The sequence below is a fragment of the Pannonibacter sp. CBAS1226 genome, from assembly GCF_055685825.1.
Genome location: NZ_JBVOUO010000007.1, coordinates 22,324 through 47,050 on the forward strand (window position 1 = coordinate 22,324; position 24,727 = coordinate 47,050).

General features: G+C 63.8%; 25 protein-coding genes and 1 other RNA gene. 16 read left to right on the forward strand and 10 right to left on the reverse strand.

Annotated elements, in window-relative coordinates; all coding sequences use genetic code 11:
- Positions 1-3 precede the first annotated feature (3 nt).
- From AC0CMF_RS18460 to AC0CMF_RS18490, 7 genes are all read right to left on the reverse strand, one after another.
- Positions 4-303 carry a MazG-like family protein gene (locus AC0CMF_RS18460; protein WP_050472469.1) on the reverse strand — a complete coding sequence of 100 codons (300 nt, stop codon included), beginning with the start codon at positions 301-303 and terminating at the stop codon, positions 4-6.
- 63 nt (positions 304-366) lie between these two features.
- Positions 367-1,113 carry a YebC/PmpR family DNA-binding transcriptional regulator gene (locus AC0CMF_RS18465; RefSeq protein WP_058898784.1) on the reverse strand — a complete coding sequence of 249 codons (747 nt, stop codon included), beginning with the start codon at positions 1,111-1,113 and terminating at the stop codon, positions 367-369.
- A gap of 262 nt (positions 1,114-1,375) precedes the next feature.
- Positions 1,376-2,197, reverse strand: a complete 822-nt coding sequence (locus tag AC0CMF_RS18470) for a TIGR00282 family metallophosphoesterase (RefSeq protein WP_374630435.1) — start codon at positions 2,195-2,197, stop codon at positions 1,376-1,378.
- The gene (locus tag AC0CMF_RS18475) at positions 2,194-2,805 is read right to left on the reverse strand and encodes a 5-formyltetrahydrofolate cyclo-ligase (RefSeq protein ID WP_374630433.1); all 612 of its coding nucleotides are present in this window, start codon (positions 2,803-2,805) and stop codon (positions 2,194-2,196) included. The genes AC0CMF_RS18470 and AC0CMF_RS18475 overlap by 4 nt, the downstream gene beginning before the upstream one ends.
- Positions 2,806-2,907: 102 nt before the next feature.
- A non-coding RNA gene (ssrS, locus tag AC0CMF_RS18480) (6S RNA) lies at positions 2,908-3,064 on the reverse strand.
- An 80-nt stretch (positions 3,065-3,144) separates the two neighbouring features.
- A complete protein-coding gene (locus AC0CMF_RS18485; RefSeq protein ID WP_019965113.1) occupies positions 3,145-3,516 on the reverse strand; it encodes a cell division protein ZapA in 372 nt (123 codons plus the stop codon).
- Between the two features lie 6 nt (positions 3,517-3,522).
- The gene (locus AC0CMF_RS18490) at positions 3,523-3,819 is read right to left on the reverse strand and encodes a DUF4164 domain-containing protein (protein WP_050472465.1); all 297 of its coding nucleotides are present in this window, start codon (positions 3,817-3,819) and stop codon (positions 3,523-3,525) included.
- Between the two features lie 440 nt (positions 3,820-4,259).
- Between AC0CMF_RS18490 and tkt the strand changes: the two genes are divergently transcribed.
- From tkt to AC0CMF_RS18550, 12 genes are all read left to right on the forward strand, one after another.
- Positions 4,260-6,248 carry a transketolase gene (gene tkt, locus AC0CMF_RS18495; RefSeq protein ID WP_050472557.1) on the forward strand — a complete coding sequence of 663 codons (1,989 nt, stop codon included), beginning with the start codon at positions 4,260-4,262 and terminating at the stop codon, positions 6,246-6,248.
- A 189-nt stretch (positions 6,249-6,437) separates the two neighbouring features.
- The gene (gene gap, locus AC0CMF_RS18500; protein WP_122522023.1) at positions 6,438-7,448 is read left to right on the forward strand and encodes a type I glyceraldehyde-3-phosphate dehydrogenase; all 1,011 of its coding nucleotides are present in this window, start codon (positions 6,438-6,440) and stop codon (positions 7,446-7,448) included.
- A gap of 26 nt (positions 7,449-7,474) precedes the next feature.
- The gene (locus AC0CMF_RS18505) at positions 7,475-7,762 is read left to right on the forward strand and encodes a hypothetical protein (protein ID WP_374630430.1); all 288 of its coding nucleotides are present in this window, start codon (positions 7,475-7,477) and stop codon (positions 7,760-7,762) included.
- Positions 7,763-7,830: 68 nt separating this feature from the next.
- On the forward strand, positions 7,831-8,136 hold the full coding sequence (locus AC0CMF_RS18510; protein ID WP_058898780.1) for a hypothetical protein: 306 nt from the start codon (positions 7,831-7,833) through the stop codon (positions 8,134-8,136).
- Positions 8,133-9,326, forward strand: a complete 1,194-nt coding sequence (locus AC0CMF_RS18515) for a phosphoglycerate kinase (protein WP_374630429.1) — start codon at positions 8,133-8,135, stop codon at positions 9,324-9,326. Before AC0CMF_RS18510 ends, AC0CMF_RS18515 begins: the two co-directional genes overlap by 4 nt.
- A 379-nt stretch (positions 9,327-9,705) precedes the next feature.
- Positions 9,706-10,773, forward strand: coding sequence for a class II fructose-bisphosphate aldolase (gene fba / locus AC0CMF_RS18520; RefSeq protein WP_058898778.1), 1,068 nt, complete (start codon positions 9,706-9,708; stop codon positions 10,771-10,773).
- A 283-nt stretch (positions 10,774-11,056) separates the two neighbouring features.
- On the forward strand, positions 11,057-11,701 hold the full coding sequence (locus AC0CMF_RS18525) for a thiamine phosphate synthase (protein WP_374630426.1): 645 nt from the start codon (positions 11,057-11,059) through the stop codon (positions 11,699-11,701).
- Entirely contained in the window at positions 11,698-12,993 is a 1,296-nt protein-coding gene (locus AC0CMF_RS18530) for a tetratricopeptide repeat protein (protein ID WP_374630425.1), read from the forward strand. The genes AC0CMF_RS18525 and AC0CMF_RS18530 overlap by 4 nt, the downstream gene beginning before the upstream one ends.
- A gap of 143 nt (positions 12,994-13,136) precedes the next feature.
- Complete coding sequence (gene efp, locus AC0CMF_RS18535) at positions 13,137-13,700, forward strand: elongation factor P (RefSeq protein ID WP_019965123.1); 564 nt, start codon at positions 13,137-13,139, stop codon at positions 13,698-13,700.
- 81 nt (positions 13,701-13,781) lie between these two features.
- Positions 13,782-14,576 carry an inositol monophosphatase family protein gene (locus AC0CMF_RS18540; RefSeq protein ID WP_050472459.1) on the forward strand — a complete coding sequence of 265 codons (795 nt, stop codon included), beginning with the start codon at positions 13,782-13,784 and terminating at the stop codon, positions 14,574-14,576.
- A gap of 454 nt (positions 14,577-15,030) precedes the next feature.
- Entirely contained in the window at positions 15,031-16,023 is a 993-nt protein-coding gene (locus tag AC0CMF_RS18545) for a hypothetical protein (protein ID WP_058898775.1), read from the forward strand.
- A 3-nt stretch (positions 16,024-16,026) separates the two neighbouring features.
- A complete protein-coding gene (locus AC0CMF_RS18550; RefSeq protein ID WP_058898774.1) occupies positions 16,027-17,058 on the forward strand; it encodes a peptidoglycan -binding protein in 1,032 nt (343 codons plus the stop codon).
- A gap of 349 nt (positions 17,059-17,407) precedes the next feature.
- Here AC0CMF_RS18550 and AC0CMF_RS18555 read toward each other — a convergent pair whose 3' ends face one another.
- A complete protein-coding gene (locus tag AC0CMF_RS18555; RefSeq protein WP_050472456.1) occupies positions 17,408-18,142 on the reverse strand; it encodes a DUF1013 domain-containing protein in 735 nt (244 codons plus the stop codon).
- A 187-nt stretch (positions 18,143-18,329) separates the two neighbouring features.
- Positions 18,330-19,352 carry an NAD(P)H-quinone oxidoreductase gene (locus AC0CMF_RS18560; RefSeq protein WP_374630422.1) on the reverse strand — a complete coding sequence of 341 codons (1,023 nt, stop codon included), beginning with the start codon at positions 19,350-19,352 and terminating at the stop codon, positions 18,330-18,332.
- Positions 19,353-19,650: 298 nt separating this feature from the next.
- On the opposite strand from AC0CMF_RS18560, the gene AC0CMF_RS18565 reads away from it, so the two are divergent.
- Together AC0CMF_RS18565 and rcdA are read left to right on the forward strand one after the other, a co-directional pair.
- Positions 19,651-19,857 (forward strand): DUF1192 domain-containing protein, encoded by a 207-nt coding sequence (locus tag AC0CMF_RS18565; protein WP_050472454.1) that lies wholly within the window; start codon positions 19,651-19,653, stop codon positions 19,855-19,857.
- Between the two features lie 377 nt (positions 19,858-20,234).
- The gene (rcdA, locus tag AC0CMF_RS18570) at positions 20,235-20,774 is read left to right on the forward strand and encodes a protease adaptor protein RcdA (RefSeq protein ID WP_058898771.1); all 540 of its coding nucleotides are present in this window, start codon (positions 20,235-20,237) and stop codon (positions 20,772-20,774) included.
- 85 nt (positions 20,775-20,859) lie between these two features.
- Here the strand turns inward: rcdA and AC0CMF_RS18575 are convergent, their stop codons facing one another.
- Positions 20,860-21,636 carry a sulfite exporter TauE/SafE family protein gene (locus AC0CMF_RS18575; RefSeq protein ID WP_374630419.1) on the reverse strand — a complete coding sequence of 259 codons (777 nt, stop codon included), beginning with the start codon at positions 21,634-21,636 and terminating at the stop codon, positions 20,860-20,862.
- A gap of 219 nt (positions 21,637-21,855) precedes the next feature.
- Here AC0CMF_RS18575 and AC0CMF_RS18580 point away from each other — a divergent pair, with 219 nt between their 5' ends.
- A complete protein-coding gene (locus tag AC0CMF_RS18580; RefSeq protein WP_374630418.1) occupies positions 21,856-23,772 on the forward strand; it encodes a propionyl-CoA synthetase in 1,917 nt (638 codons plus the stop codon).
- A gap of 113 nt (positions 23,773-23,885) precedes the next feature.
- Positions 23,886-24,677: an SDR family NAD(P)-dependent oxidoreductase gene (locus AC0CMF_RS18585; protein WP_050472555.1), complete on the forward strand. Its 792-nt coding sequence runs from the start codon at positions 23,886-23,888 to the stop codon at positions 24,675-24,677.
- Positions 24,678-24,727: the final 50 nt, after the last annotated feature.

Consider the following 24,727-nt stretch of genomic DNA (forward strand, 5'->3'; position numbering starts at 1 on the left):
GGATCACTCCTGCGGCAGAGATCCCAGCCACTTGGCGCATTTGCCGCTGACAAGGCGCTGCCATTCGGCGTGGAAGGTTTCTTCGTCGGGGCAGGCCTGCGCCAGGATGGCGAGAGCGACAATGGCCGCATCCACGGCCTCTTCGCGCACATCTTCCAGCGTCAGCCCCTTGTAGGCAGACCCCGGCGCGCCAGTGGCGGACAGAACCGCCTGCGCCACCTCGCCGGCTTCCTCGCTCAGCTTCAGGGTGCGCTCCTGCAGTGTCTTCGGGTCGAGACGGCTGAGACGGAAGATTTCCTGCAAGATGGGACTCCAAAGAAAAATGGCGCCGGATGGACCGGCGCCATGAAGGGCTTGATCCGGCCTTCAGCCTGCAAGGCTCGCCATGGTTTCCTCGTCAATATCGAAGTTGGCGTAGACGTTCTGCACGTCATCGTCATCTTCCAGCATGTTGACGAGCTTCATCAGCGTCTGGGCCTTGTCGGCATCCACCGGCGTCAGGTTCTGCGGCTTCCAGATGATCTTGACCGATTCCGGCTCGCCCAGGGTCCCTTCCAGCGCCTTGGACACATCGCCCAGATCCTCGAAGGCGCAGATGATGACGTGGTTGTCTTCATCCGACTGCACGTCTTCGGCGCCCGCCTCGATGGCAGCTTCCAGAACCGCCTCGGCACCACCGGCCTTGGCCGGGTAGATGATCTCGCCGACCTTGTCGAACATGAAGGACACCGAGCCGGTTTCACCCATGGCGCCGCCGCACTTGGTGAAATAGGAACGCACGTTGGAAGCGGTGCGGTTGCGGTTGTCGGTCAGCGCCTCGACGATGACGGCAACGCCGCCGGGGCCGTAACCCTCGTAGCGGATTTCGTCGTAGGACTCAGCGTCACCGCTCTGCGACTTGTTGATGGCCCGCTGGATGTTGTCCTTGGGCATCGACTGGGCCTTGGCGTTCTGGACGGCCAAGCGCAGGCGCGGGTTGGAGGCGGGGTCCGGATCGCCGTGCTTGGCCGCAACGGTGATTTCCTTCGACAATTTGGAGAAAAGCTTCGACCGGGCAGCGTCCTGGCGGCCCTTGCGATGCATGATGTTCTTGAACTGTGAATGTCCGGCCATGGTCTTCCCGGCAGTTGAGACGGCCGGAGCCAAGGCCCGTCAGGACCAGACAATGCTCCGGCGCATGAAGAATGGGCAGCCTTATAGGCAATGACGCGGGTAAAATCCAGACACCCCGCCGCTTCTCTTGCGCACGGAGCACCGGATCTGCACCGTTGTCATGCCAAGGCGCGGAGATGCTGACGCATCACGCCCTGGAATTGCTCAAGCGCCGCACGGGCTTGGCCAACTCCCGGTGAGACATTCCCACCGGGAGTTGGTGTCAGCGCCAGAAGTGCGGGATCACCGGCTCGAGCCGCCCGCCCAGACGCAGAGGCGAGACATGAACGGCAAGGCCCGTGCGGTCATCGGTTTCCACCGCCACGCCGCAGACCGTCGCATCGCCCAGCGCCGGGGTGAAGCGGCTGGAAGGCACCTTGCGCAGGAAACGCTGCACCGGCTCTTCCTTTTCCATGCCCAGCACGCTGTCATAATCGCCGCACATGCCCGCATCGGACATATAGGCCGTGCCGCCCGGCAGGATCTGGTGATCGGCCGTCGGCACATGGGTGTGCGTGCCAACCACAAGGCTGACGCGGCCATCGAGAAAGTGGCCCATCGCCTGCTTTTCGCTGGTGGCTTCCGCATGCATGTCGATGATGATCGCATCCACCACATGGCCGAGCGGACAATCGGCAATCGCCCGCTCCACGGCGGCGAAGGGATCATCCAGCGGGTCCATGTAGACGCGGCCCATGACGTTGACGACCGCTACCTGCGCACCGTTGCGGGCAGAATAGATGTTGACGCCGCGTCCCGGCGTTCCGGCCGGGAAGTTGACCGGACGCAGCAGGCGCGGCTGCCGGTCGATATAGACGAGGGTTTCGCGCTGGTCCCAGACATGGTTGCCGGTGGTGACCACATCGGCGCCCGCATCCACCACATCCTGAAGGATCTGCTCGGTGATGCCGAAGCCGGAGGCAGAATTCTCGCCATTCACAACGACGAAATCGAGGCCGTTTTCCTCGATCAGGCCCGGCAGAGCCTCAATGGCAGCGGTGCGGCCGGCCCGGCCGACCAGATCACCCAGAAACAGAAGCTTCATCGGTCCTCTCGTGTGTGAAACCAGCGCAGCCCGGTTTCAGTCAGGATGCCGTGGAGAAGCTGGTCATGCGGTTCTGTGGGCACCTGATCCACTTCCTGGACGCAAAAGGCAAGCCCGATGCGCAGGATCGGGCCGTCTTTCTCCAGCGCGGCAATCGCCGTGTCGTAGTGCCCCTTGCCGTAGCCCAGCCGCCCGCCGCGCGCATCAAATGCCGCCAGCGGCACCAGCATCACATCCGGGCGCATGAGCGCAGACGCTTCCTCAGGCACGCTCGTGCCGAAACCTGCCGGCACCAGTTTCGTTTCCCGGTCCAGCTTGCGGAACAGCAGATGCGGCCTTGCGACAACGGGCAGGCAGAGAGGATGGCCGCGGGATGCCAGCTCATGCATCAGCGGACGCGGATCGATCTCGTCGCGAATCGGCCAGAAGCCGGAGACGGTTTCGCCGGGCTTCAGGTTCAGCCCGTCCACGTGAGCGGTCAGGGCAAGGGAACCCTCGATCCGCTCTACAGCCGTCATCGCCGCACGGCGCGCCAGCGCCCCGGCGCGGATCTGCTGTTTGGCCTGAACAAGATCGGTGAGAGCGTTGCGGGTGTCAGTGGCGGGCATCGAACCTCGCTGGGAACCGGTCCGGCAATCGGTGGGACTGCCATCCGGCGCACCTTTTCAGGCAGCGGCGGGCCGCAGATCCGGCCCTCAGAAGAATGGTAAAGTGCAGCCACGGCGACCGTTGGAATTGCAATCCCGGGAAACCTACAGTGTAGGTGGGCGCCGTTTGTTCCAGCCCAGGGGCCGGATCAGGGACAGCTCCCTAGGGAATGCGTAAGGCCCCGGGGATAATGTTTCCTGACGGGAAGCGCAGCTGCTGAACCAGATATAGAGCCAGAGCGCTGCATTTGAAAGCCCTTCGCGCAGCCGCAGGCATCATCGTCCCCCGCCGGACTGCATTCAATCGGTCTTGAGGCTGCGAGTCAGGCCTTCGGCCAGCGCCTCGATCTTGCGGGCGGCCTCATCGATGCGCAGCACGACGGTGGCCTCATTGCGGTTGATATGCTCCAGTGCCGCCTGGCGGGCGTCGCGCACCATGGACAGCTCCTGCTCCAGCTGCTGCACGCGCTTTTCCAGCTCGACCAGTTCGTCAATCACCATGATTCCGGCCATGACGGTCAGCCGCTGGTCGCCGATTTCACCGAAACTGCCGCGCAGCTGATTGATGCAGCCATCAAACCGCTCGGCAAGACCGATCAGCCGGTCTTCCTCGCCGTCGTCGCAGGCCATGCGGAAGGCCCTGCCGTTGATGGTGACGGAAATCTGCGCCATCCGCCCTCAGCCTCCGTGTGCTTCGAGAACGGAGCGGATCGTCTCCATGGCGGAAACGAGACGGCGGGACACTTCGCGGTTGGCGTCTTCCAGGCTCTGCGCCCGGGCCTCGGCCTTGTCCAGGTTCATGGCCAGCTGCGAGCGGTCCTCGCCGAGGCGCTGAATGTCGTCATGCAGGGCGTTGAGGGAATGGTCGCCATCCAGCCGCCGGCCAACCGACGTTTCCAGATGGGAAATGGCAGTCGCAAGGCGCGTCAAGGCAGCATCCAGAGACTGGCTATGACCTGAGCCCAATTCTGCCATCAAACCGCATCCACTTTCAAAATCCGCCTTCAGGACCCTGCGTAGGGGTATTTCCTGAGCGTAGACCACCAGCGCCCGCTGGCGTGACACATATGGCCCGCCGCAAAAACTAAAGCAAATTGCGAGCAGGCGGCAATAACCGGATGACCACACTTAACGGAATTCGCCCGGACCGCCTTCGCGGCATAAAGATTAAGCAATCGTTAAAAGCGCCGTCAATGGCGGCATTCGGCTCTGCGGCGTTTCTCCCCCGCCATCCCGTCATTTCATGCAAGTGCGGCCTTTGTTGACACCACTAGGGTTCCTGTTATTTGTCGGGCTCCCTGCAGGGCTGGCGAGGGCATGGGAGATGGCAAAAGGCCGATCCTCACCTCTCCGGCACCAGGAAAACAGATTCTCAGGTAGCCCTGCGGCCTGCCGCATGTAGCAACGGGATGAACATGACTGATCTTGAAAAGCATCACCGCATGGCGAATGCGATCCGCTTCCTCTCCATGGACGCGGTCGAAAAGGCCAAATCGGGCCATCCCGGCCTTCCGATGGGCACCGCCGACATCGCCACGGTCCTGTTTACGCAGTTCCTGAAGTTCAACCCCACCGCCCCGCACTGGGCCGACCGCGACCGCTTCGTGCTGTCCGCCGGTCACGGCTCCATGCTGCTCTATTCCGCGCTCTATCTGCTCGGATATGAGGATTTCTCACTCGATCAGCTGAAGAATTTCCGTCAGATCGGCGCCCGCACGGCCGGCCATCCGGAATTCGGCCATGGCGCCGGCATCGAGACGACCACCGGCCCGCTGGGCCAGGGCCTTGCCAACGCTGTCGGCATGGCCATTGCCGAGAAGCTGCAGGCAGCCCGTTTCGGCGAGGATATCGTCGACCACTACACCTATGTGCTGGCCGGTGACGGCTGCCTCATGGAAGGCATCAGCCAGGAAGCCCTGACGCTCGCCGGCCACCTGAAGCTGAACAAGCTGATCGTCATCTGGGATGACAACAACATCTCCATCGACGGCAAGATCGATGTGACCGATTCCACCGACCAGATCGCCCGTTTCGAGGCCTCCGGCTGGGCCACCAGCCGCGTCGACGGCCATGATCCGGAAGCCATCGCCAATGCCCTGCGCAAGGCGCAGGAGAGCGACAAGCCGACGCTGATCGCAGCCAAGACCGTGATCGGCTTCGGCGCTCCGACCAAGGCCGGCACCAACAAGGTGCACGGCTCGCCGCTGGGCGCGGACGAAATCGCCGCCACCCGCAAGGCGCTGAACTGGAGCCACGAACCCTTCGTCGTGCCGAGCGACGTGCTGGACGCCTGGCGCATCGCCGGCCTGCGCTCCGCCCATGCACACAAGAGCTGGGAAAAGCGCTTCGCCGCCAAGGATGCGGAAACCCGCGCCGAGTTCGAGCGCCGCAACCGCGGTGACCTGCCGGCCGGCTTCGATGAAGCGATGCTGACCTACAAGCGCAAGCTGTTCGAGGAGCAGCCCTCGCTCGCCACCCGTCAGGCCTCCGAGCATGTGCTGAACGTGGTCAACGAGGTGATCCCGGAGACGATCGGCGGCTCGGCCGACCTCACCGGCTCCAACAACACCAAGACCCCGCAGACCAAGGCCGTGACGCCGGATGACTTCTCCGGCCGTTACATGCACTGGGGCATCCGCGAGCACGGCATGGCCGCTGCCATGAACGGCATGGCCCTTCACGGCGGTGTCATCCCCTATTCCGGCACCTTCCTGGTGTTCTCGGACTACTGCCGCCCGGCCCTGCGCCTTGCCGCCCTGATGGAACAGCGCGTCATCCACGTGATGACCCACGATTCCATCGGCCTTGGCGAGGACGGCCCCACCCACCAGCCGGTGGAGCATTACGCTGCCCTGCGCGCCATCCCGAACCTCTACTTCCTGCGCCCTGCCGATGTGACCGAGACGCTGGAGTGCTGGCAGATTGCGCTGACTGCCGCCAAGACCCCGTCGGTGCTCGCCCTCACCCGTCAGGCCCTGCCCTCGCAGCGCAAGACCTTCGAGGAAGAGAACCTCTCCGCACGCGGCGCCTATGAACTGGCGGGCAGCGAAGAAGCTGCGGATGTGACGATCTTCGCCTCCGGCTCGGAAGTCGAAATCGCCATGAACGCCCGCGAAAAGCTGATGGCTGACGGCATCCCTGCCCGCGTCGTCTCCGTGCCGTGCTTCGAGCTGTTCGAAGCCCAGTCGGACGACTACAAGGCCTCCGTCATCGGCAGCTCGAAGGTGAAGATCGCGGTCGAGAGCGGCATCCGCCTCGGCTGGGACCGCTTCATCGGCAACGACGGCATCTTCGTCGGCATGCACGGCTTCGGCGCATCGGGCCCCTACAAGGAGCTCTATGCCCACTTCGGCATCACCGATACGGCGGTTGTGGACGCTGCCAAGGCGCGCCTCGGCGCCTGATCCGGCTCCAGTGCAGCGGGCCATGGGCCTGGCTGCCGCCGGAAGACACCAGAACTCTCGCCTCCGCCGCCCGGCGGGGGCTCCTGAGCCCGGGCAGGCCCTCTCCTGCCCTTTCGCAAGGCCGGCCCGGTCTGGGCTGGCGAAAGGCGTCCTCCATAACGGCGCCACGCATGTATGGGAGTTATTCACATGGTGACCAAGGTTTCGATCAATGGATTTGGCCGCATCGGCCGCAACGTGCTGCGCGCGATCGTCGAGTCCGGCCGCACCGACATCGAAGTCGTATCCATCAACGACCTCGGCCCGGTGGAGACCAACGCGCATCTGCTGCGTCATGATTCGGTGCACGGCAAGTTCCCGGCGACCGTCACTGTCGAAGGCGACAGCATCCGCATCAACGGCGGCAAGCCGATCAAGGTGACCGCGATCCGCGACCCGAAGGATCTGCCGCACGGCGAGCTGGGCGTCGACATCGCCATGGAATGCACCGGCATCTTCACCGACAAGCCGAAGGCCGAAGCGCACCTCGCTGCTGGCGCCAAGCGCGTTCTCGTCTCCGCTCCGTCCAACGGCGCTGACAAGACGATCGTTTACGGCGTGAACCACGATGCGCTGACGGCTGCCGACCTCGTCGTCTCCAACGCTTCGTGCACCACGAACTGCCTGGCTCCGGTTGCCTATGTCCTCAATGCCGCCATCGGCATCGAGAAGGGCTTCATGACCACGATCCACTCCTACACCGGCGACCAGCCGACGCTGGACACCATGCACAAGGACCTGTACCGCGCCCGCGCTGCAGCCATGTCCATGATCCCGACCTCGACCGGTGCCGCCAAGGCCGTGGGCCTCGTGCTGCCGGAGCTGAACGGCAAGCTGGACGGCGTGTCCGTGCGCGTGCCGACCCCGAACGTCTCCGTGGTGGACTTCAAGTTCATCGCCAAGCGTTCCACCACCGTGGAAGAGATCAACAGCGCCATCCGCGACGCTGCCAACGGCAAGCTGAAGGGCATCCTCGGCTTCACCGACGAGCCGCTGGTGTCCATGGACTTCAACCATGACAGCCACTCCTCGATCTTCCACATGGACCAGACCAAGGTCATGGACGGCACGCTGGTGCGCATCATGAGCTGGTACGACAACGAGTGGGGCTTCTCCAACCGCATGTCGGACACCGCTGTGGCACTCGCCAAGCACATCTGATAGCTTTACCCCAAAGGGGTAAGGTCATGGACGACGCATCGAAGCCGGTGGAAGACTTCAGGCAACTGGTTGATTTGATATCAGACCGGTTTCCCAATCTCCGCTGTCTTCGATGCAGCCATGACAGTTTTTATATGTCTCAAGATCTGTCGCCTCCCGGCTTCAACTTCGGTGAAGTTCCGGATATAATACTGGCTTCAGAACGTGCCGGCATACGCCCGGTCACGACACTTGTTTGCAGGCGTTGCGGCCACATTGAGCAGCACCTGACCAAGATTCTGATCAACATGCTTCCGGAAAAGGGTGAATCCTGATGGCAAGCATTGTCCCCTTTCCACCGGGTAAGGAACCCCAGTCTGGAGGGGGATCAGGAGGACCGACGATGGAACAGCGCGTGGCTGCTCTCGAAGAGACCTGTTCCCGTATCGAGACGGCACTTTCCAGACTTGAACCTGCAATCCGCCAGATTGCCGAGGACAATAAGGATTTCAGGAAAAGCCTGACCAGCCTGGAGGTCAATGCCGCCAAACTTGATGGCAGACTTTCAGGGATTGAGGGACGCCTTTCCGGACTGGCGGACAGACTTTCGGCAATGCCGACAATGTTTCAGCTGGTGCTTGCACTCCTCACCACGTGGGGAGCAGGAAGCGCTATTGTTTTCACCGTGATGAGATACGCCCAGCCATGACCTTCAAGACAATTGACGATGCCGGCGAAATCGCAGGCAAGCGCGCCCTCGTGCGTGTGGACCTCAACGTCCCCATGAAGGACGGCAAGATCACCGACGACACCCGCATCCGCGCCGTCGCCCCCACCATCCGCGAGCTGTCTGACAAGGGTGCCAAGGTTATCCTGCTGGCCCACTTTGGCCGCCCGAAGGGTGAAGTCGTGGCAGACATGAGCCTTGCGCCGGTGGCCCCGGCTGTTGCCGCCGTCATCGGCCGCCCGGTGGCCTTCTGCGCCGATTGCATTGGCGAGGCTGCGGCCGGTGCCGTTGCCGCCATGCAGGACGGCGACGTGCTGCTGCTGGAGAACACCCGCTTCCACAAGGACGAGGAAAAGAACGGCGCCGACTTCACCGCCGCTCTGGCTGCCAATGGCGACCTCTATGTGAACGACGCCTTCTCCGCCGCCCACCGCGCCCATGCCTCCACCGAGGGCCTTGCCCGTCTGCTGCCCGCCTATGCCGGCCGCTCCATGCAGGCCGAGCTGGAAGCCCTTGGTGCAGCTCTTGGCGCGCCCAAGCGCCCGGTTCTGGCCGTTGTCGGCGGTGCAAAGGTGTCTTCCAAGATCGACCTTCTGGAAAACCTCGTCACCCGCGTCGACATGCTCGTCATCGGCGGCGGCATGGCCAACACCTTCCTCGCCGCCAAGGGCGTCAATGTCGGCAAGTCCCTGTGCGAGCATGACCTTGCCCCGACCGCGCTGAAGATCATGGCAGCCGCCGAAAAGGCCGGCTGCGAGATCGTGCTGCCGGTAGACGCAGTCGTCGCCCGCGAGTTCAAGGCAGGCGCTGCCAACGAAACCGTCAGCCTCGACGCGATTCCCGCCGATGCCATGATGCTGGATGTGGGCGCAGCCTCCATCGAGACGGTGAAGGCCAAGATCGACGGCGCTTCCACCCTGGTGTGGAACGGCCCGCTCGGCGCCTTCGAGATCGAGCCCTTCGACAAGGCAACCGTCGCCGCTGCCCGGCATGCGGCGAGCCGCACCAAGGACGGCAAGCTGCTGTCCGTCGCAGGTGGCGGTGACACGGTGGCTGCCCTCAACCACGCAGGCGCAGCCGGTGACTTCTCCTATGTCTCCACCGCTGGCGGGGCGTTCCTCGAGTGGCTGGAAGGCAAGGATCTGCCGGGCGTAACGGCCCTGCAGGCCTGAGCCTGACAGTTCATCAAGTCTTGCGGCGCGCCGCTCCAGTATTGGCGCGCCGCCTCCCGCCTGCAGGCCTTGCAAGGCACCTATTTAATTCGGGCATCAAATTAAAAATGTTCGAATTTTCCTGCGTTTACCGGCATTTAAATTGATTTATGGGCTGCGGCCCCATCTTCCCAAACCGCTGGATTTTGTTAGAACGGCCACGGTTTTGTCGCAGTGCGAAACTTATCTGCGGCCCACGCCGCCGTTGCACGGCCAGCGCGGGAAAACGCTTCGTTCAATTGGCAAGACCAATGGAACAGGCGGACCACGCGCAGTGTTTGAGCAGGCAGGTCCGGAGCCGGGTCAGGGTTCCTTGCGGATCTGGAACAGGAGAGATTCGATGGCACGCATTACACTTCGTCAATTGCTCGATCATGCCGCGGAACACGACTATGGCGTTCCGGCCTTCAACATCAACAACATGGAACAGGCGCTCTCCATCATGGAAGCGGCCGATGCGACCGATTCCCCGGTCATCATCCAGGCATCGCGCGGCGCCCGGTCCTATGCCCATGACGTCATGCTGAAGCACATGATGGACGCGGTGACGGAAATCTATCCGCACATCCCGGTCTGCGTGCATCTTGACCATGGCAACGAACCGGCCACCTGCATGACCGCCATCCAGGCCGGCTTCACCTCGGTGATGATGGACGGCTCGCTGAAGGCCGACGGCAAGACCCCGGCCGACTGGGCCTATAACGTCGGCGTCACCAAGGCCGTGACGGACATGTCCCATCTGGGCGGCATCTCCGTCGAGGGCGAGCTGGGCGTGCTCGGCAGCCTTGAGAGCGGCATGGGCGAAGCGGAAGACGGCCATGGCGCCGAAGGCCAGCTGAGCCACGACCAGCTGCTGACCGACCCGGAAGAAGCGGTGAAGTTCGTGCGCGAGACCAAGGTTGACGCGCTGGCCATCGCCATGGGCACCAGCCACGGCGCCTACAAGTTCACCCGCAAGCCGGATGGCGCGATCCTGGCCATGCACGTGATCGAGGAAATCCACCGCCGCCTGCCGGAAACCCATCTGGTCATGCACGGCTCCTCCTCGGTGCCGCAGGACCTGCAGGACATCATCAACCAGTACGGCGGCAAGATGCCCCAGACCTGGGGCGTGCCGGTGGAAGAAATCCAGCGCGGCATCAAGAACGGCGTGCGCAAGATCAACATCGACACCGACAACCGCATGGCGATGACCGGCCAGATCCGCAAGATCCTCGCCGAGAACCCGGGCGAGTTCGACCCGCGCAAGTATCTCAAGCCCGCCCGCGATGCCATGACCAAGCTCTGCAAGGAGCGTCTGGAAGCCTTCAACACCGCCGGTCAGGCCTCGAAGATCAAGCGCGTCCTCACCCTCCCGGAAATGGCCGCCCGCTACAAGTCCGGTGCGCTGGACCCGAAGATCTCGTAAGGCTTTCGAACCTTACTCAAGGATCAAACCAAGGCCGGGGCATCGCTCCGGCCTTTTTGCTGCACTCTGGTGCATGCAGTCAGGCAGGCGCGGCATCTTGCACCGCACCGTCCCGGCCTCCGTGCCGGGACCTGTGAGGCGAGCACAGCCCCCCTCACCCGCAACATTCCGCCGCGCAAAGCTTCTGCACCCATCTCTGCGCTTGCGTCGCGCTTTTGCCGTCTTTAGGGACATAGGTATGTACCATGTGCCCGCATGCCGGGCCCAACAGACGGATACCGCCTTGAACCGCCCGCGCCTTTATCTGGTTACGCCGCCCACCTTTGACCTCGAAGCCTTTGCCCCGCGCCTTGAAGCGGCGCTGTCGGGCGGGGATGTGGCCTGCGTCCTCATCTATCAGCCCGAGGCGACCGCCAAGGCGCTGCAGGACACGGCTGCAAAGCTGGTGCCCATGATCCAGAAGGCGGAAGCCGCCGCGCTGATCTACCGCGACACGCAGGTGACCGGCCGCACGGGTGCAGACGGCGCCCATATCGACAGCTCCTTCGAGGACATCAAGCTGGCCATGGAAAGCCTGCAGCCGGCGCGCATTGTCGGCGTGGGCGGCACCAAGATGAAGCACGAGGAAATGGAAATCGCCGAAAGCGGCGTGGACTATCTGTTCTTCGGCCGGCTGGACCTTGAGGAGCAGCCCGGCGCCCATGCCAAGACGCTGGAGCGCGCCGAATGGTGGGCGGAGCTGTTCTCCACGCCCTGCGTTGCCCTTGGCGGCAATGATCTGGCCACCCTCGGCGAAACGGCGGACACCAAGGCCGACTTCGTTGCCCTGAAGGATGCCATCTGGCAGCATCCGGAAGGCCCGGCGCAAGCCGTGCGCCTTGCCAATGCGATTCTCGATCAGCACCCGTTTGAAGAGGACGAGGAATGACCCTGCCGCGCCGGACCCTGACCGGAAGCCAGTTTCCCGAAACGGCGGAGGCATCTGCCCGCCCGCCCCTGCGCCGTGGCCTGAGGCCCGGCGCACCGGGTCTGGCTTTGGCAGGTCTGGCGCTGGCTGCGCTCTGCGCAGCCACAGGCAGCAGCCTTGCCCAGACGGCGGCTCCAACGGTGCCCGCAGCCCCGGCTCAGGAGCAGGCCGCGCCGCCAACTGCCGAAACCCCGGCAGCAGGAACCCCGGCAGGCGAGGCAGCATCGGCCCAGCCTTCTGCGGCACAGGATGGCGCTGAAGGCGCGGCTGCAGAGACGGCTACCGAAGCCGATGCAGCCGCACGTGCCCTTGCCCGCTATGAGCCGGAACCGCTTGTCAGCCTGCTTGAGGCGGGTCCGCCGCTGATGGAGCCGGGCGAGCCGATTGATGCCGATTTCGCCTATGGCGTCTTCCAGCGCGGCTGGTATCTGACGGCGCTTGCCGTTGCCACCCCGCTGGCTGAGGAAGGTGACCGTGCCGCGCAGACCCTGCTGGGCGTGATGCATGAAACCGGCCTTGGCGTGGCACGGGACTGGAAGAAGGCTGCGGACTGGTATCAGGTCGCCAGCACCTCCGGCGACCCCAATGCGGCCTACCGGCTGGGGCAGATGTATCTGCTGGGCGAAGGGGTTGAGGCCGACAAGAAAAGAGCGGCCGATCTCTTCCAGAAAGCCGCTGATGCGGGCATCCCGGGCGCCATCTACAATCTGGCAATCCTCTATCAGGAAGGCGAAGGCCGTCCCTATGACGAGGAGCGCGCCTCCCAGCTGCTGCTGCAGGCCGCCGAAAAGGATGACGTGGAAGCGCAATATGCCCTCGGCCTCCAGTTCCTGGAAGGCGGCGAGAAAGTGCGCGACCCGATCAAGGGCGCCAACTGGCTGGGCCGGGCTGCCCGGCGCGGCCATACCTCGGCACAGGTTTACTACGGCATCCTGCGCTTTCAGGGGCGCGGCGTGGAACCGGACGAGGCGGATGCTGCAGACTGGTTCGAGCGGGCCGCGCGGGCCGGAAATCCGGTGGGCATGAACCGGCTCGCCCGCGTCTATGCCTTCGGCCGTGGACGGCCCGTCGATCAGACCGAGGCCGCCGCCTGGCACTATGTGGCGCGCGCGCTTGGCCTTTCCGATCTGGAGCTGGATGGTTACGTGGGATCGCTGGACCAGGAAACCGTGACCAAGGCCATGGAACGCGCAGGCACCTTGACCGCCACGCTGATCCCCAAACCGCTGGATCCGGCCAGGGCCACCCCCTGACAAGTAACCGCTTTGCAGGTTTTTCCTTGAATTTGCGCCCGTTTTGTGTTGGACAGGCGCGTCATTGGTGCCCGCTCGCCGTCCTTATCCGGCAGAGCGTGGATGCACCGTCAGGTTTCACGCCCTAATCAATCGGTCGTTTCATGAAGATCAACGGTAACGAGATCAAGCCCGGCAATGTTCTCCAGCATCAGGAGACGCTCTGGGCGGTCGTCAAGGTGGACCACGTCAAGCCCGGCAAGGGTGGCGCGTTCGCCCAGGTGGAAATGAAGAACCTCATCGACGGCCGCAAGCTGAACGAGCGCTTCCGTTCGGAAGACAAGGTCGAGCGCGTCCGTCTGGAGCAGAAGGACTTCCAGTTCCTCTACATCCAGGAAGACGTCCTGATCTTCATGGACACCGAAACCTACGAGCAGCTTGAGCTGCAGAAGGACTTCGTCGGTGACCGCGCCGCCTTCCTGCAGGACGGCATGATGGTGACCGTGGAACTGCACGAAGAGAAGCCGATCGGCATCACCCTGCCGCAGTTCGTCACCCTGCAGATCACCGAGGCCGATGCCGTGGTGAAGGGCCAGACCCAGTCCTCGTCCTACAAGCCGGCCATTCTGGAAAACGGCGTGCGTGTGCTCGTGCCCCCGTTCATCACCGCTGGCGAGAAGATCATCGTCGACACCGGCACGGTCGAATACGTCCGCCGCGCGGACTGATCCTGCTTCTGAAAATCCTTCCGCCCGGCGCTCCCCCTGGGGTGCCGGGCTCCCCATTCCAAAGACCCGGCAAGACAGATCATGGCACGTACAGCAATCCTCAACGTAATGGTCCAGGCAGCAATGAAGGCCGGACGTTCGCTCGTGCGTGACTTCGGCGAAGTCGAAAACCTTCAGGTCTCGCGCAAGGGCCCCGGCGACTTCGTCTCCGCCGCCGACCGCCGCGCCGAAGAGATCATCCGCGCCGAACTGACCAAGGCACGGCCCACCTATGGCCTGCTGATGGAAGAATCCGGCGAGACGGCCGGCGAAGATGGCCAGCACCGCTGGATCGTCGATCCGCTTGACGGCACCACCAATTTCCTGCACGGCATTCCGGTTTTCGCCATTTCCATCGCGCTGGAACGCCAGGGCCAGATCGTTGCCGGTGTCATCTTCAATCCGGTGATGGACGAGCTTTACACGGCTGAGCGCGGCCGTGGCGCCTTCGTCAATGACCGGCGCCTGCGCGTTGCCGCCCGTACCGCCCTGCCGGACAGCCTGATCGGCACCGGCCTGCCGTTCCTCGGCCGTGGCGACCATGGCCGTGCCCTCAAGGAACTGCGCTACGTGATGCCGGAAGTCGCCGGTGTCCGCCGCATCGGCGCTGCCGCGCTCGACCTTGCCTATGTCGCCTCGGGCCGCCTCGACGGCTTCTGGGAGCACAGCCTGAACCCCTGGGACATTGCAGCCGGCATCCTTCTGATCCGTGAAGCCGGCGGCTATGTCAGCGACATTGACGGCAAGGACACGATGCTGGAGACCGGCTCGGTGGTCGCGGGCAACGAGTTCATCAAGGCCCAGCTGCAGAAGCTGCTGAAGAGCGCAGCCGAGTAACACAGCAGGCGTTTGCGGCAGCCCGCGCGCCCGCCCGGCATGAACACGCAGCGCAGAAGCCCTATGCTTCTGCGCTCATTTTTTTCTGCCACCCCCAATATTTCCCTTCCGTCTTGCCATGGCTTGACCATGGCATCCATGCCCTTGTCTCTCCCGGCCTTCGGCGGAAATGGGCAGGCATACTGTCAGGCTTATAGAGCGGGAAGGTCACGGGGAGGATGCCATGGTCAAGCCATGGCAGGACGAAGACGGAGAGGCTTTGCCTTGCAAAGGGAAGCCCCCCAGGAACGCCCGGAAACCCGGGATTTATCCGTCGAAGGCCGGAGAGCAAAACCGCTCCCCGGCCTTCTGCTTTTCAATTAAGCTTTTGCTAACGCGCGATTAACGGTTTTCAACAAACGGTAAATCGCGCTATCACTGGTGCCAACAGCAACAGGCGGAAGCTCGACGGTTCATGGCACGCGATTTCGATCCCTACAGCCTGTCCAGTCCCAAGGCGTATCTCTCGTTCATGATCATCTTCCTGGTGATCGTTGCCTTCGTCGCCTTCATCCTGAACCAGCAGATCGCCACGGCCTTCATGAGCAACCCCGGCCTCAACGGGATGATCGTGCTCACCGGCCTGTTCGGCATCATGCTGACGTTTGCCCGCGTGGTGCGGCTGTTCCCCGAAATCGCCTGGGTCAACAGCTTCCGCATCGGGGATCCAGGCATCGAAGTGCGCCGCCCGCCGGTGCTGCTGGCGCCGATGGCGACGCTGCTCGGCAACAAGGTGGGCGAAATGGCGCTGACGCCTGCCACTGCCCGCTCGATTCTCGATTCCATCGGCATGCGCCTTGATGAGTCGCGCGAGATTGCCCGCTACATGACCGGCCTGCTCGTGTTCCTCGGCCTGCTCGGCACCTTCTGGGGCCTGCTGCAGACGGTGAGCGCCGTCGGCTCCACCATCCAGTCGCTGGATGTGGTGTCCGGCGATACGGGCGTCATCTTCGAAGACCTGAAGGCAGGCCTGCAGGCGCCGCTTTCCGGCATGGGCACGGCCTTCTCGTCCTCGCTCTTCGGCCTCACCGGCTCGCTGGTTCTCGGCTTTCTCGATCTTCAGGCCGGACAGGCCCAGAACCGCTTCTACACGGAGCTGGAAGACTGGCTCTCCACCGTCACCGAGATCGAGCAGGAAGAGGCGCGTGCACCCGTTGCTGCGGCACCCGATACGGACAAGCTGCAACTGGCCATCGAGCGGCTGCAGCGCGCGGTGGAGGAAGGCGGCAGCAAGGCCGCCAATCAGGCCATGGCGAACCTTGCCGAAGGCATCCAGGGCCTCGTCAAGCACGTGCGCTCCGAGCAGCAGATGATGCGCGAATGGGCCGACACCCAGAGCGCCCAGCAGAAGCGGGTGGAGAACCTCCTCTCCTCCATCGCGGCGGCCTTCGACCGCGCCAAGGAGTGATCCATGGCGGGGTTTCGCGGCCGCAGGCGCAATCAGGACATCGACTACTGGCCGAGCTTCGTGGATGCGCTGACCACGCTGCTGCTGGTGCTCATCTTCCTGCTGTCGATCTTCGTCATCGCCCAGTTCGTGCTCAGCCAGCAGCTGTCGGGCCGCGATTCGGTGCTGAACCGCCTCAATGCCCAGATCAGCGAACTGACCGAGCTTCTGTCGCTGGAACGGGCTTCCAAGCGCGATCTGGAAACAACCGTCGCCACCCTGCAGGCCAGCCTCGGTGCCGCCACCAGCGAGCGCGACAGGCTCTCCGGCCTGCTGTCTGACCGCGAGGGCGCCGCCGCCAGCGCCGGCGGCGAGCTTGCAGCCCTCGAGGGCACCCTCAACGAGGAGCGGCAGGTCAGCCAGCGGGCACTGGCGCAAGTGGAATTGCTGAACCAGCAGATCGCCGCCCTGCGCCGCCAGCTGGCCGCCGCCAATGCGGCGCTGGAGGCTTCCGAGGCCAAGGAAAGCGAAAGCCAGGCCCGCATCGCCAGCCTTGGCCAGCGGCTCAATGCAGCGCTGGTGCAGCGCGTGCAGGAGCTGAACCGCTACCGCTCCGACTTCTTCGGCCGCCTGCGCGAGCTTCTGTCCCAGCGCTCCGATATCCGCGTGGTGGGCGACCGCTTCGTCTTCCAGTCGGAAGTGCTGTTCCCCTCCGGCTCCGACGAAATCAACCCCAACGGCCGGGTGGAACTGGACAAGCTGGCCGAGGCGCTGCTGGAGCTTGAGGGGCAGATCCCGAGCGAGATCCAGTGGGTGCTGCGCGTTGACGGCCACACCGATGCAGTGCCGCTGTCCGGCACGGGGCGCCTGCGCGATAACTGGGAGCTGTCCTCCGCCCGCGCCACCTCGGTGGTGCGCTACCTGATCAGCAAGGGTGTCGACCCCAAGCATCTCGTGGCCGCCGGCTTCGGCGAATTCCAGCCTCTGGAGCCGGGCAATACCCCCGAAATCAACGCCCGCAACCGCCGCATCGAGCTGAAGCTGACGGAACGGTGAGAGGGCGCCCCTGCCGCTCCGGCACCGCGCATGCAATCAGGCACTCAGTCACCCCGGTCAAGCGCAGCGCGAGCCGGGAACCACTCGCTTGCAGAGAGAGGCCGTTGTCTGAAGACGTGCGGCAACCGAGGCTTTCTGGTGCGAATCTCAGCCCCTCGCCTCACCCTCACCGCTCTGCGAACGAGTAGGCCCCGGATCTCCGCTCCGCTGCGTCCGGGGCGACGCCGGGAGTGTGGAGCCATCCGGCACCGCGTTGGTGCAGACCCGTTGCGTGGTCTTCCCCGCTCCCCCAAAACAACAAAGGCCGTCCCAATGGGACGGCCTTGAATGATCGCGAAACGCTGACGGCTCAGAAGCGGTAGTCGTCTTCTTCCTCGTCGTCGTTCTTCTTCGAGCCCTTGAGCGCGTTGAGCTTGGCAAAGACCGCATCGGCGTCGATCTCTTCTTCCACTTCGCGCTGCGGGCGGTCGCGGGTGAAGGCGGCGGCGATGGCTTCCTCGCTCGTGGTGTCTTCCACCGGTGCCAGCAGTTCGGTGTAATCGGTCTCCGGACGCGGCGGGGCGTTCTTGGCGGCCTTTTCAACTTCCATGTCCAGCTCAAGCTGGCTGCACAGGCCCAGCGTCACCGGGTCGGATGCCGTCAGGTTGGACGAGTTCCAGTGGGTGCGCTCGCGGATGGCGGCGATCGTCGGCTTGGTGGTGCCGACAAGGCGCATGATCTGCGCATCCTTCAGCTCCGGATGGTTGCGCACCAGCCAGAGAATGGCATTCGGGCGGTCCTGACGGCGCGACACCGGGGTGTAGCGCGGGCCACGGCGCTTGCTTTCCGGCACGACGACCTTGGAACCCTGCAGCTTCAGCTGATAGTTCGGATCACGCTGCGCACGCTCGATTTCCTCGCGGCTGAGCTGACCGGTCATCACCGGATCCAGACCCTTGATGCCCTGTGCGGCTTCACCGTCGGCGATCGCCTTCACTTCCAGCGGATGCAGTTTGCAGAAGGCGGCGATCTGAGTGAAGCTCAGCGCCGTGTTGTCCACCAGCCAGACGGCAGTGGCCTTCGGCATAAGAGGCGTGTTCGACATCGGTGTAAAATCCTCCTGTCGGCTCCCTCGCCCGGCAAGGCGAAAAAGCGGTATTCCATGTTCGAATGAATGGGAGATTGACAACAATATAGGCTGAGACGGCTTAAAAGGCAAACGCGCAAGCGCGCCTGCCTCAAAGAATCTCGACCTTTTCTGCCGCAACGTCAGACGGCACCACCATCGCCGCCTAGACGGTGAGGACAATCTTGCCGATATGGCCGGAGCTTTCCATCCGCCGGTGCGCATCGGCGGCCCGCTCCAGCGGGAAAGTCGAATCCATCACCGGCCGGATGGTGCCATTTGCGATCAGCGGCCAGACATGCGCCTCAAGCGCCGCCGCAATCGCCGCCTTGAAGTCATTGTCGCGCGGGCGCAGGGTCGATCCGGTGTGAATGAGGCGCTTCATCATCAGGCGGTTGAAGTTCACCTCCATGGCCACCCCGTTGAGATTGGCGATCTGGCAGATGCGCCCCTCGACGGCCGCCACCTGCCAGTTCTTCTCGACATAATCGCCGCCCACCATGTCGAGGGTGACGTGGATGCCCGCCCCGCCGGTGATGCGGCCGATCTCCTCGACGAAATCCTGGGTGTTGTAGTTGATGGCGTGATCCGCGCCGAGCTTCAGCACCGCCTGGCGCTTGTCCTCCGAGCCCACGGTGGTGAAGACTTCGGCGCCAAAGGCCTTGGCCAGCTGGATTGCCGTGGTGCCGATGCCGGAGGTGCCGCCATGCACCAGAAAGCGTTCCCCGGCCTTCAGCCCCACCCGGTCGAACACATTGCTCCAGACGGTGAAGAAGGTTTCCGGCAGAGCCGCAGCTTCCACGATGGAAAGACCGGAAGTCACCGGCAGCGCGTGGCGCTCGTCCACCTTGCAGTATTCGGCATAGCCGCCACCCGCCACAAGCGCGGTCACCTGATCACCGATGTTGAACCGCTCGGCACCCGGGCCACGGTCCACCACCGTGCCGGCCACTTCAAGGCCCGGCAGGTCGGACGCGCCCTTGGGGGCCGGATAGAGCCCCATGCGCTGCATCACATCCGGCCGGTTGACGCCCGCCGCCTCGACCTTGATGAGGATTTCGCCCTTTTGCGCCACCGGCAGATGCCGCTTCTCCGGCGCCAGCACATCCGGCCCGCCGGGAACCGGAATCGCCATCACGGTCATCTCCTGCGGCAGGCCGGGCGGAATGCTGGACGGAATGGCGGACATGGCAATCTCCCTGTATCTGTCTGAAGCGGTTCACACTCTCGCCCGGCACTGTAGAGTCTGTCCGGCGAAAGTGGAAACCGGTTTTCCCGGAAATCGCACGCAAGGCTGCCCTCCCCTCACATGCAAGGTCTCTCCTGAAAGACTGACAGACGCCGCGCCCTGTCCTATTCTTGTCCGCTGGCACAAGCGCGGCGGAGAGGGTTTCAGATCGGGACCTGTTCCGGAATGGGCCACACCCGCCGTGCCAGCCTGTGCCACTGCGCCTGCAAGGCACGGCAGAAAGAGGAGGAGAAGGCAGATGAGCGACGACAACATCTGGGCAGCACCAAAGGCAGCTTCGGCGGTCTTTGTTCCGGGCAGTGATCTCTCGCGTCTGTCCGTGGCCGAGTTGCAGACAGAGATCTCCAACCTGCAAGCAGAGATCGTCCGTCTTCAGCGGGAAATTGACGCCAGAAGCGGTGTTCGCGCAGCAGCCGATGCGCTGTTCAAGCCATCATCCTCATGAGGTGAGAAAAAATCCCAGCATCACCAGACCGTTAAAGGTGGCTAACGGAACGGCATCATTAAAATTTTATTCATTTACGCCATATTAAGCCTTCCGGGAGATAACTGTGAATGTCCAGTTATCTGGATTCCTGAGTGGCTCCTGTCCACTCTGTTTGACGCCTCCCTGTTAATGACTTCGAGCCGCGCGCGCGCGGCTCTTTTTTTCGCCATCGTGACATTGTAAGCAGGGATTCGGTTCACCGCAGCGCCATGGGCACAGCGGCTGGCACGGCAGTTGCTCTTCATCCTGTCAAGAAATCCGCGCGTTTCAAATCGGAACAGAAGCGGATGGCTGGTCCGGACAAGGACCGGGGTCAAATGAGAAGGCGTTAACCCATGACGGACGAAACCAGGAAGCTCAGCATCGTGCCGGAAACGGTCAGCTTCGCAGACCGCCTTGCCGCATCCCAGCAGTTCCAGGCGCTGTTTCATGAGGGCATGGCCCTCGTGGAAGAGACGGCCGCCTATCTGGACGGCAACGGCCGCAGTGAATCGAAGCGGCTGGAGCGCCCTGCCTCGCTTGCCTATGCGACCGAATCCATGCGCCTGACGACGCGCCTCATGCAGCTCGCCTCCTGGCTGCTGCTGCAGCGCGCGGTCAACGAAGGCGAGATGTCTCCCGATCAGGCCAGCACCGACAAGAATCGCGTGCGCCTCGACCGCCTGAGCAGCGCCAATTCGGGTAATTCCTTTGATGCCCTGCCGCTGCGCCTGCAGGACCTGATCCTGCGCTCCGTGCGTCTGCAGGAGCGGGTGCAGCATCTGGACGCCATGCTCTATCCGGTGGAAGAAAAGCCGGAAGAGCCGGTTGCGGCCGAAAACCCGGTGGCCCAGCAGATCGACCGCATCTTCGCGGCTTTCGGCAAGGCCGGCTGAGAGCCGGACTTTCCCCTTCCCTTCTCAGGCCCGTTCCGGGACAGGCAGCGTGCCGTTCCGGAACAGCGGCTGCATCAAGCCCGGATCAGCCTGCACCGGTAAGCGCAGACAGGCCATCCCAGACCAGCTTGGTGCCGACAACGGCCATCACGGCATAGACCACGCCGTAGAAGAGCTGCGGGCGGACAATCCGCGTCAGCCGCCAGCCGGCCAGCGTTGCCAGAGGCGCCAGCGGCAACAGCACCGCTGCGGTCGCCAGATTGGCCGCATCGAACTGGCCCAGCAGGAAATAGGGAACAAGCTTCACCACATTGACGGTGGTGAAGAAGATGACGGCCGTGCCCGCGAAGAGCGCCGGGGCAAGGCCACGCGGCACCATGTAGATCTGATAGGGCGGCCCGCCCGTGTGGCTGACGAAGCTGGTGAAGCCGGAGACCGTGCCCCAGAAGACCCCTGAGGGCAGATTATGCGGCAGCGCCCCGCCTCCCCTGCGTCCCGGGCGGAACCTGTCGGCCACAAAAGCCAGCGAAATGACGCCGACCAGCAGCGTCACATGCGCGTTCTCGACGAAGGCCGCCGTCAGCCAGCCCAGCCCCACCCCTAAGATGCCCGCAGGCAGCAGGATTGCGATGGCCTTGCGATCAAACGTGCCCCGGTAGGCGGCAAGGCTCACGCCATCCATTACGATCAGCACCGGCAGCATGATGCCAGCTGCCTGGATGGGCGGGATGACCAATGCCATCAGCGGCACGGCGAGCATGCCGATGGGCCCGCCAAAGCCGCCCTTGCCCAGCCCGGCAAGGATGACGGCCGGAATGGCCACGGCATAGAACAGCGGATCGGATATCGGAGACAGGAACATGATGAGGCTTCCGGCGGGACTGTGCCCCCGAAACAGGGGCCACTCTTTGGAGCATAGCCAAAGAGGTTAAGTAAACCCACGCCCCTGCGAATGTCTAAGCAGCCGCCCTCTTGCTTGTGCAGCGCAAGCTGCGACATTCTCCGCCACGCGGCCCGGCAAGGCACAAGCCTGCCCTGGCCGCAAGGGATGGAACCGCCGAACTGTCTGGGAGGACAAGCCATGGCCGCCAGCCGCTATCATGAAACCTATGATGCCTGGAAACGCGATCCGGAGGCCTTCTGGGCGCAGGCGGCGGCTGAGATCGACTGGTTCCGGCCCTGGGACAAGGTCTTCGATGCGCAGGAAGGCGCCTATGGCCGCTGGTTCGCCGGGGCCGAGACGAACACCTGCTACAACTGCCTCGACCGGCACGTGGCCCGCGGCCGTGCCGGACAGACAGCCCTGATTTACGACAGCCCCATCACCCGGACGCAGGCCGCCTATACATATCAGGAAATGCTCGACCAGGTTCAGGCCATGGCAGCCGTGCTGCAGGACCATGGGATCGGCAAGGGCGACCGCGTCATTCTCTACATGCCGATGATTCCCCAGGCAGCCATGGCCATGCTGGCCTGCGCGCGCCTGGGGGTCATTCATTCCGTGGTCTTCGGCGGCTTTGCCGCCCATGAACTGGCCACCCGCATTGATGACGCCGCGCCCAAGGCCATCATCTGCGCCTCCTGCGGCATCGAGCCCGGCCGCGTGATTGCCTACAAGCCGCTGGTGGATGCGGCCATCGCCCAGTCGGCGCACAAGCCGGAGTTCTGCCTCGTCATCCAGCGCCCGCAGCTTGCCGCAGAGATTTCGCAGGAGCGCGACCGCGACTTCGGCGCCCTGACGGAAGCCGCGTTTCTGGCTGCCCGTCAGGTGCCTTGCGTGCCGGTGAAGGCCACTGATCCGCTTTATGTGCTTTACACGTCCGGCACCACCGGCCAGCCCAAGGGTGTGGTGCGCGACACCGGCGGCCACATGGTGGCGCTGAAATGGTCCATGTCCAACCTTTATGGCATCGCGCCCGGCGAAGTGTTCTGGGCCGCCTCCGATGTGGGCTGGGTGGTTGGCCATTCCTACATTGTCTACGGCCCGCTACTGCAGGGCTGCACCACGCTGGTCTATGAGGGCAAGCCGGTGGGCACGCCCGATGCCGGTGCCTTCTGGCGGGTCATTTCGGAGCATTCGGTGGCAGCGCTCTTCACCGCACCCACCGCCTTCCGCGCCATCAAGAAGGAAGACCCCTACGGCAAGCTGATGGAGGATTATGACCTCAGCGGCTTCCGCACCCTGTTCCTTGCCGGTGAACGCGCCGATCCGGACACGGTGCAATGGGCGGAGGAAAAGCTCGGCGTGCCGGTGATCGACCACTGGTGGCAGACGGAGACCGGCTGGGCCATTGCGGGCAATCCGGTTGGCCTTGGCATTCTCCCCGTCAAGCGCGGCTCGCCCACGGTGGCCATGCCCGGCTATGACGTGCAGGTGCTGGATGACGCAGGCCACCCGGTGCCGCGCGGCACGCTGGGCAACATCGTCATCAAGCTGCCCCTGCCGCCCGGATGCCTGCCGACCCTGTGGAACGCGGATGCCCGCTTCCGCAGCGCCTATCTCGAGGAGTTCCCCGGCTACTACAAGACGGCGGACGCAGGCATCATCGACGAGGACGGCTATCTGTCGATCATGTCGCGCACCGACGACATCATCAACGTGGCCGGGCACCGCCTGTCCACGGGCGCCATGGAAGAAGTGCTGTCCGGACACCCGGATGTGGCCGAATGCGCGGTCATCGGCATCAATGATCAGCTCAAGGGTCAGCTGCCCTGCGGCTTTGTCGTGCTGAAGGCAGGCGTCAACCGGCCGCATGACGAGGTGGAGACGGAGCTTGTCCGCCGCGTGCGCGATGTCATCGGCCCGGTCGCTGCCTTCAAGATCGCCGTCACCGTCGACCGCCTGCCCAAGACCCGCTCCGGCAAGATCCTGCGCGGCACCATGCGGCAGATCGCTGACGGGCAGGAGTTCCGCATTCCCGCGACGATCGACGATCCGGCCATCCTTGACGAGATCGAGACGGCCCTCAGGGAATATGGTGTTCTGACAAGAACCTGAGACACAGGGCCTTGCGGTCAGCCATCGACAGGCTGACCGCAAGGCCCTATTGTTGCGCGCGGAACGGCCCTCTCCCGGGCGGTTCGCCCTTGCACAACAACGAGGATTTTCCCTTGTCCCTCACCAACAAGGTTGCCATCGTCACCGGCGCCTCGCGCGGTATCGGTCTTGCCATTGCACGGCGCTTTCTGAGCGACGGCGCCAGGGTCGTCATCGCGGATATCGACGACGAGGCCGGCGAAGCCGCAGCCGAAGAGCTGAAGCCGCTGGGCGATGTGCTCTATGTCAACTGCAACGTCGCCGAAGCGCTGGACGTGCGCAATCTGGTCGCCGAAACGCTGAATGCCTTCGGCGACATCGACATTCTGGTCAATAACGCGGGCATCGTCGCCGGCACCGATTTCCTCAATCTGGAGGAAGCCGATTTTGACCGGGTCATTCAGGTCAATCTGAAGGGCTCTTTCCTGGTGTCGCAGGCCGTTGCCCGCCACATGGTGGAGCGCGTCGAGGCGGGCGGCACGCCGGGCTGCATCATCAACATGTCCTCGATCAACGCAGTTCTGGCGATCCCCTCGCAGATCCCCTACTGCGTGTCGAAGGGTGGCCTTGCCCAGCTGACCCGCGCCACGGCGCTTTCGCTGGCGCCCTACGGCATCCGTGTCAATGCCATCGGCCCCGGCTCGATCATGACCGACATGCTGGCAGCGGTGAATTCCGACAAGGCCGCAAAGAACCGCATCCTGTCGCGCACGCCGCTCGGCCGGATCGGCGAAGCTTCGGAAATCGCCTCTGTTGCCGCCTTCCTGGCCTCGGACGACGCATCCTACATGACCGGCCAGACGCTCTACGTGGACGGCGGCCGCATGCCGCTCAACTACACGGTCGCCGTTCCGGACGGCGACTGAGCGCTCCCGCATTCGGACACAACAAGCGGCGGCCGTTCCCTGAACGCGCC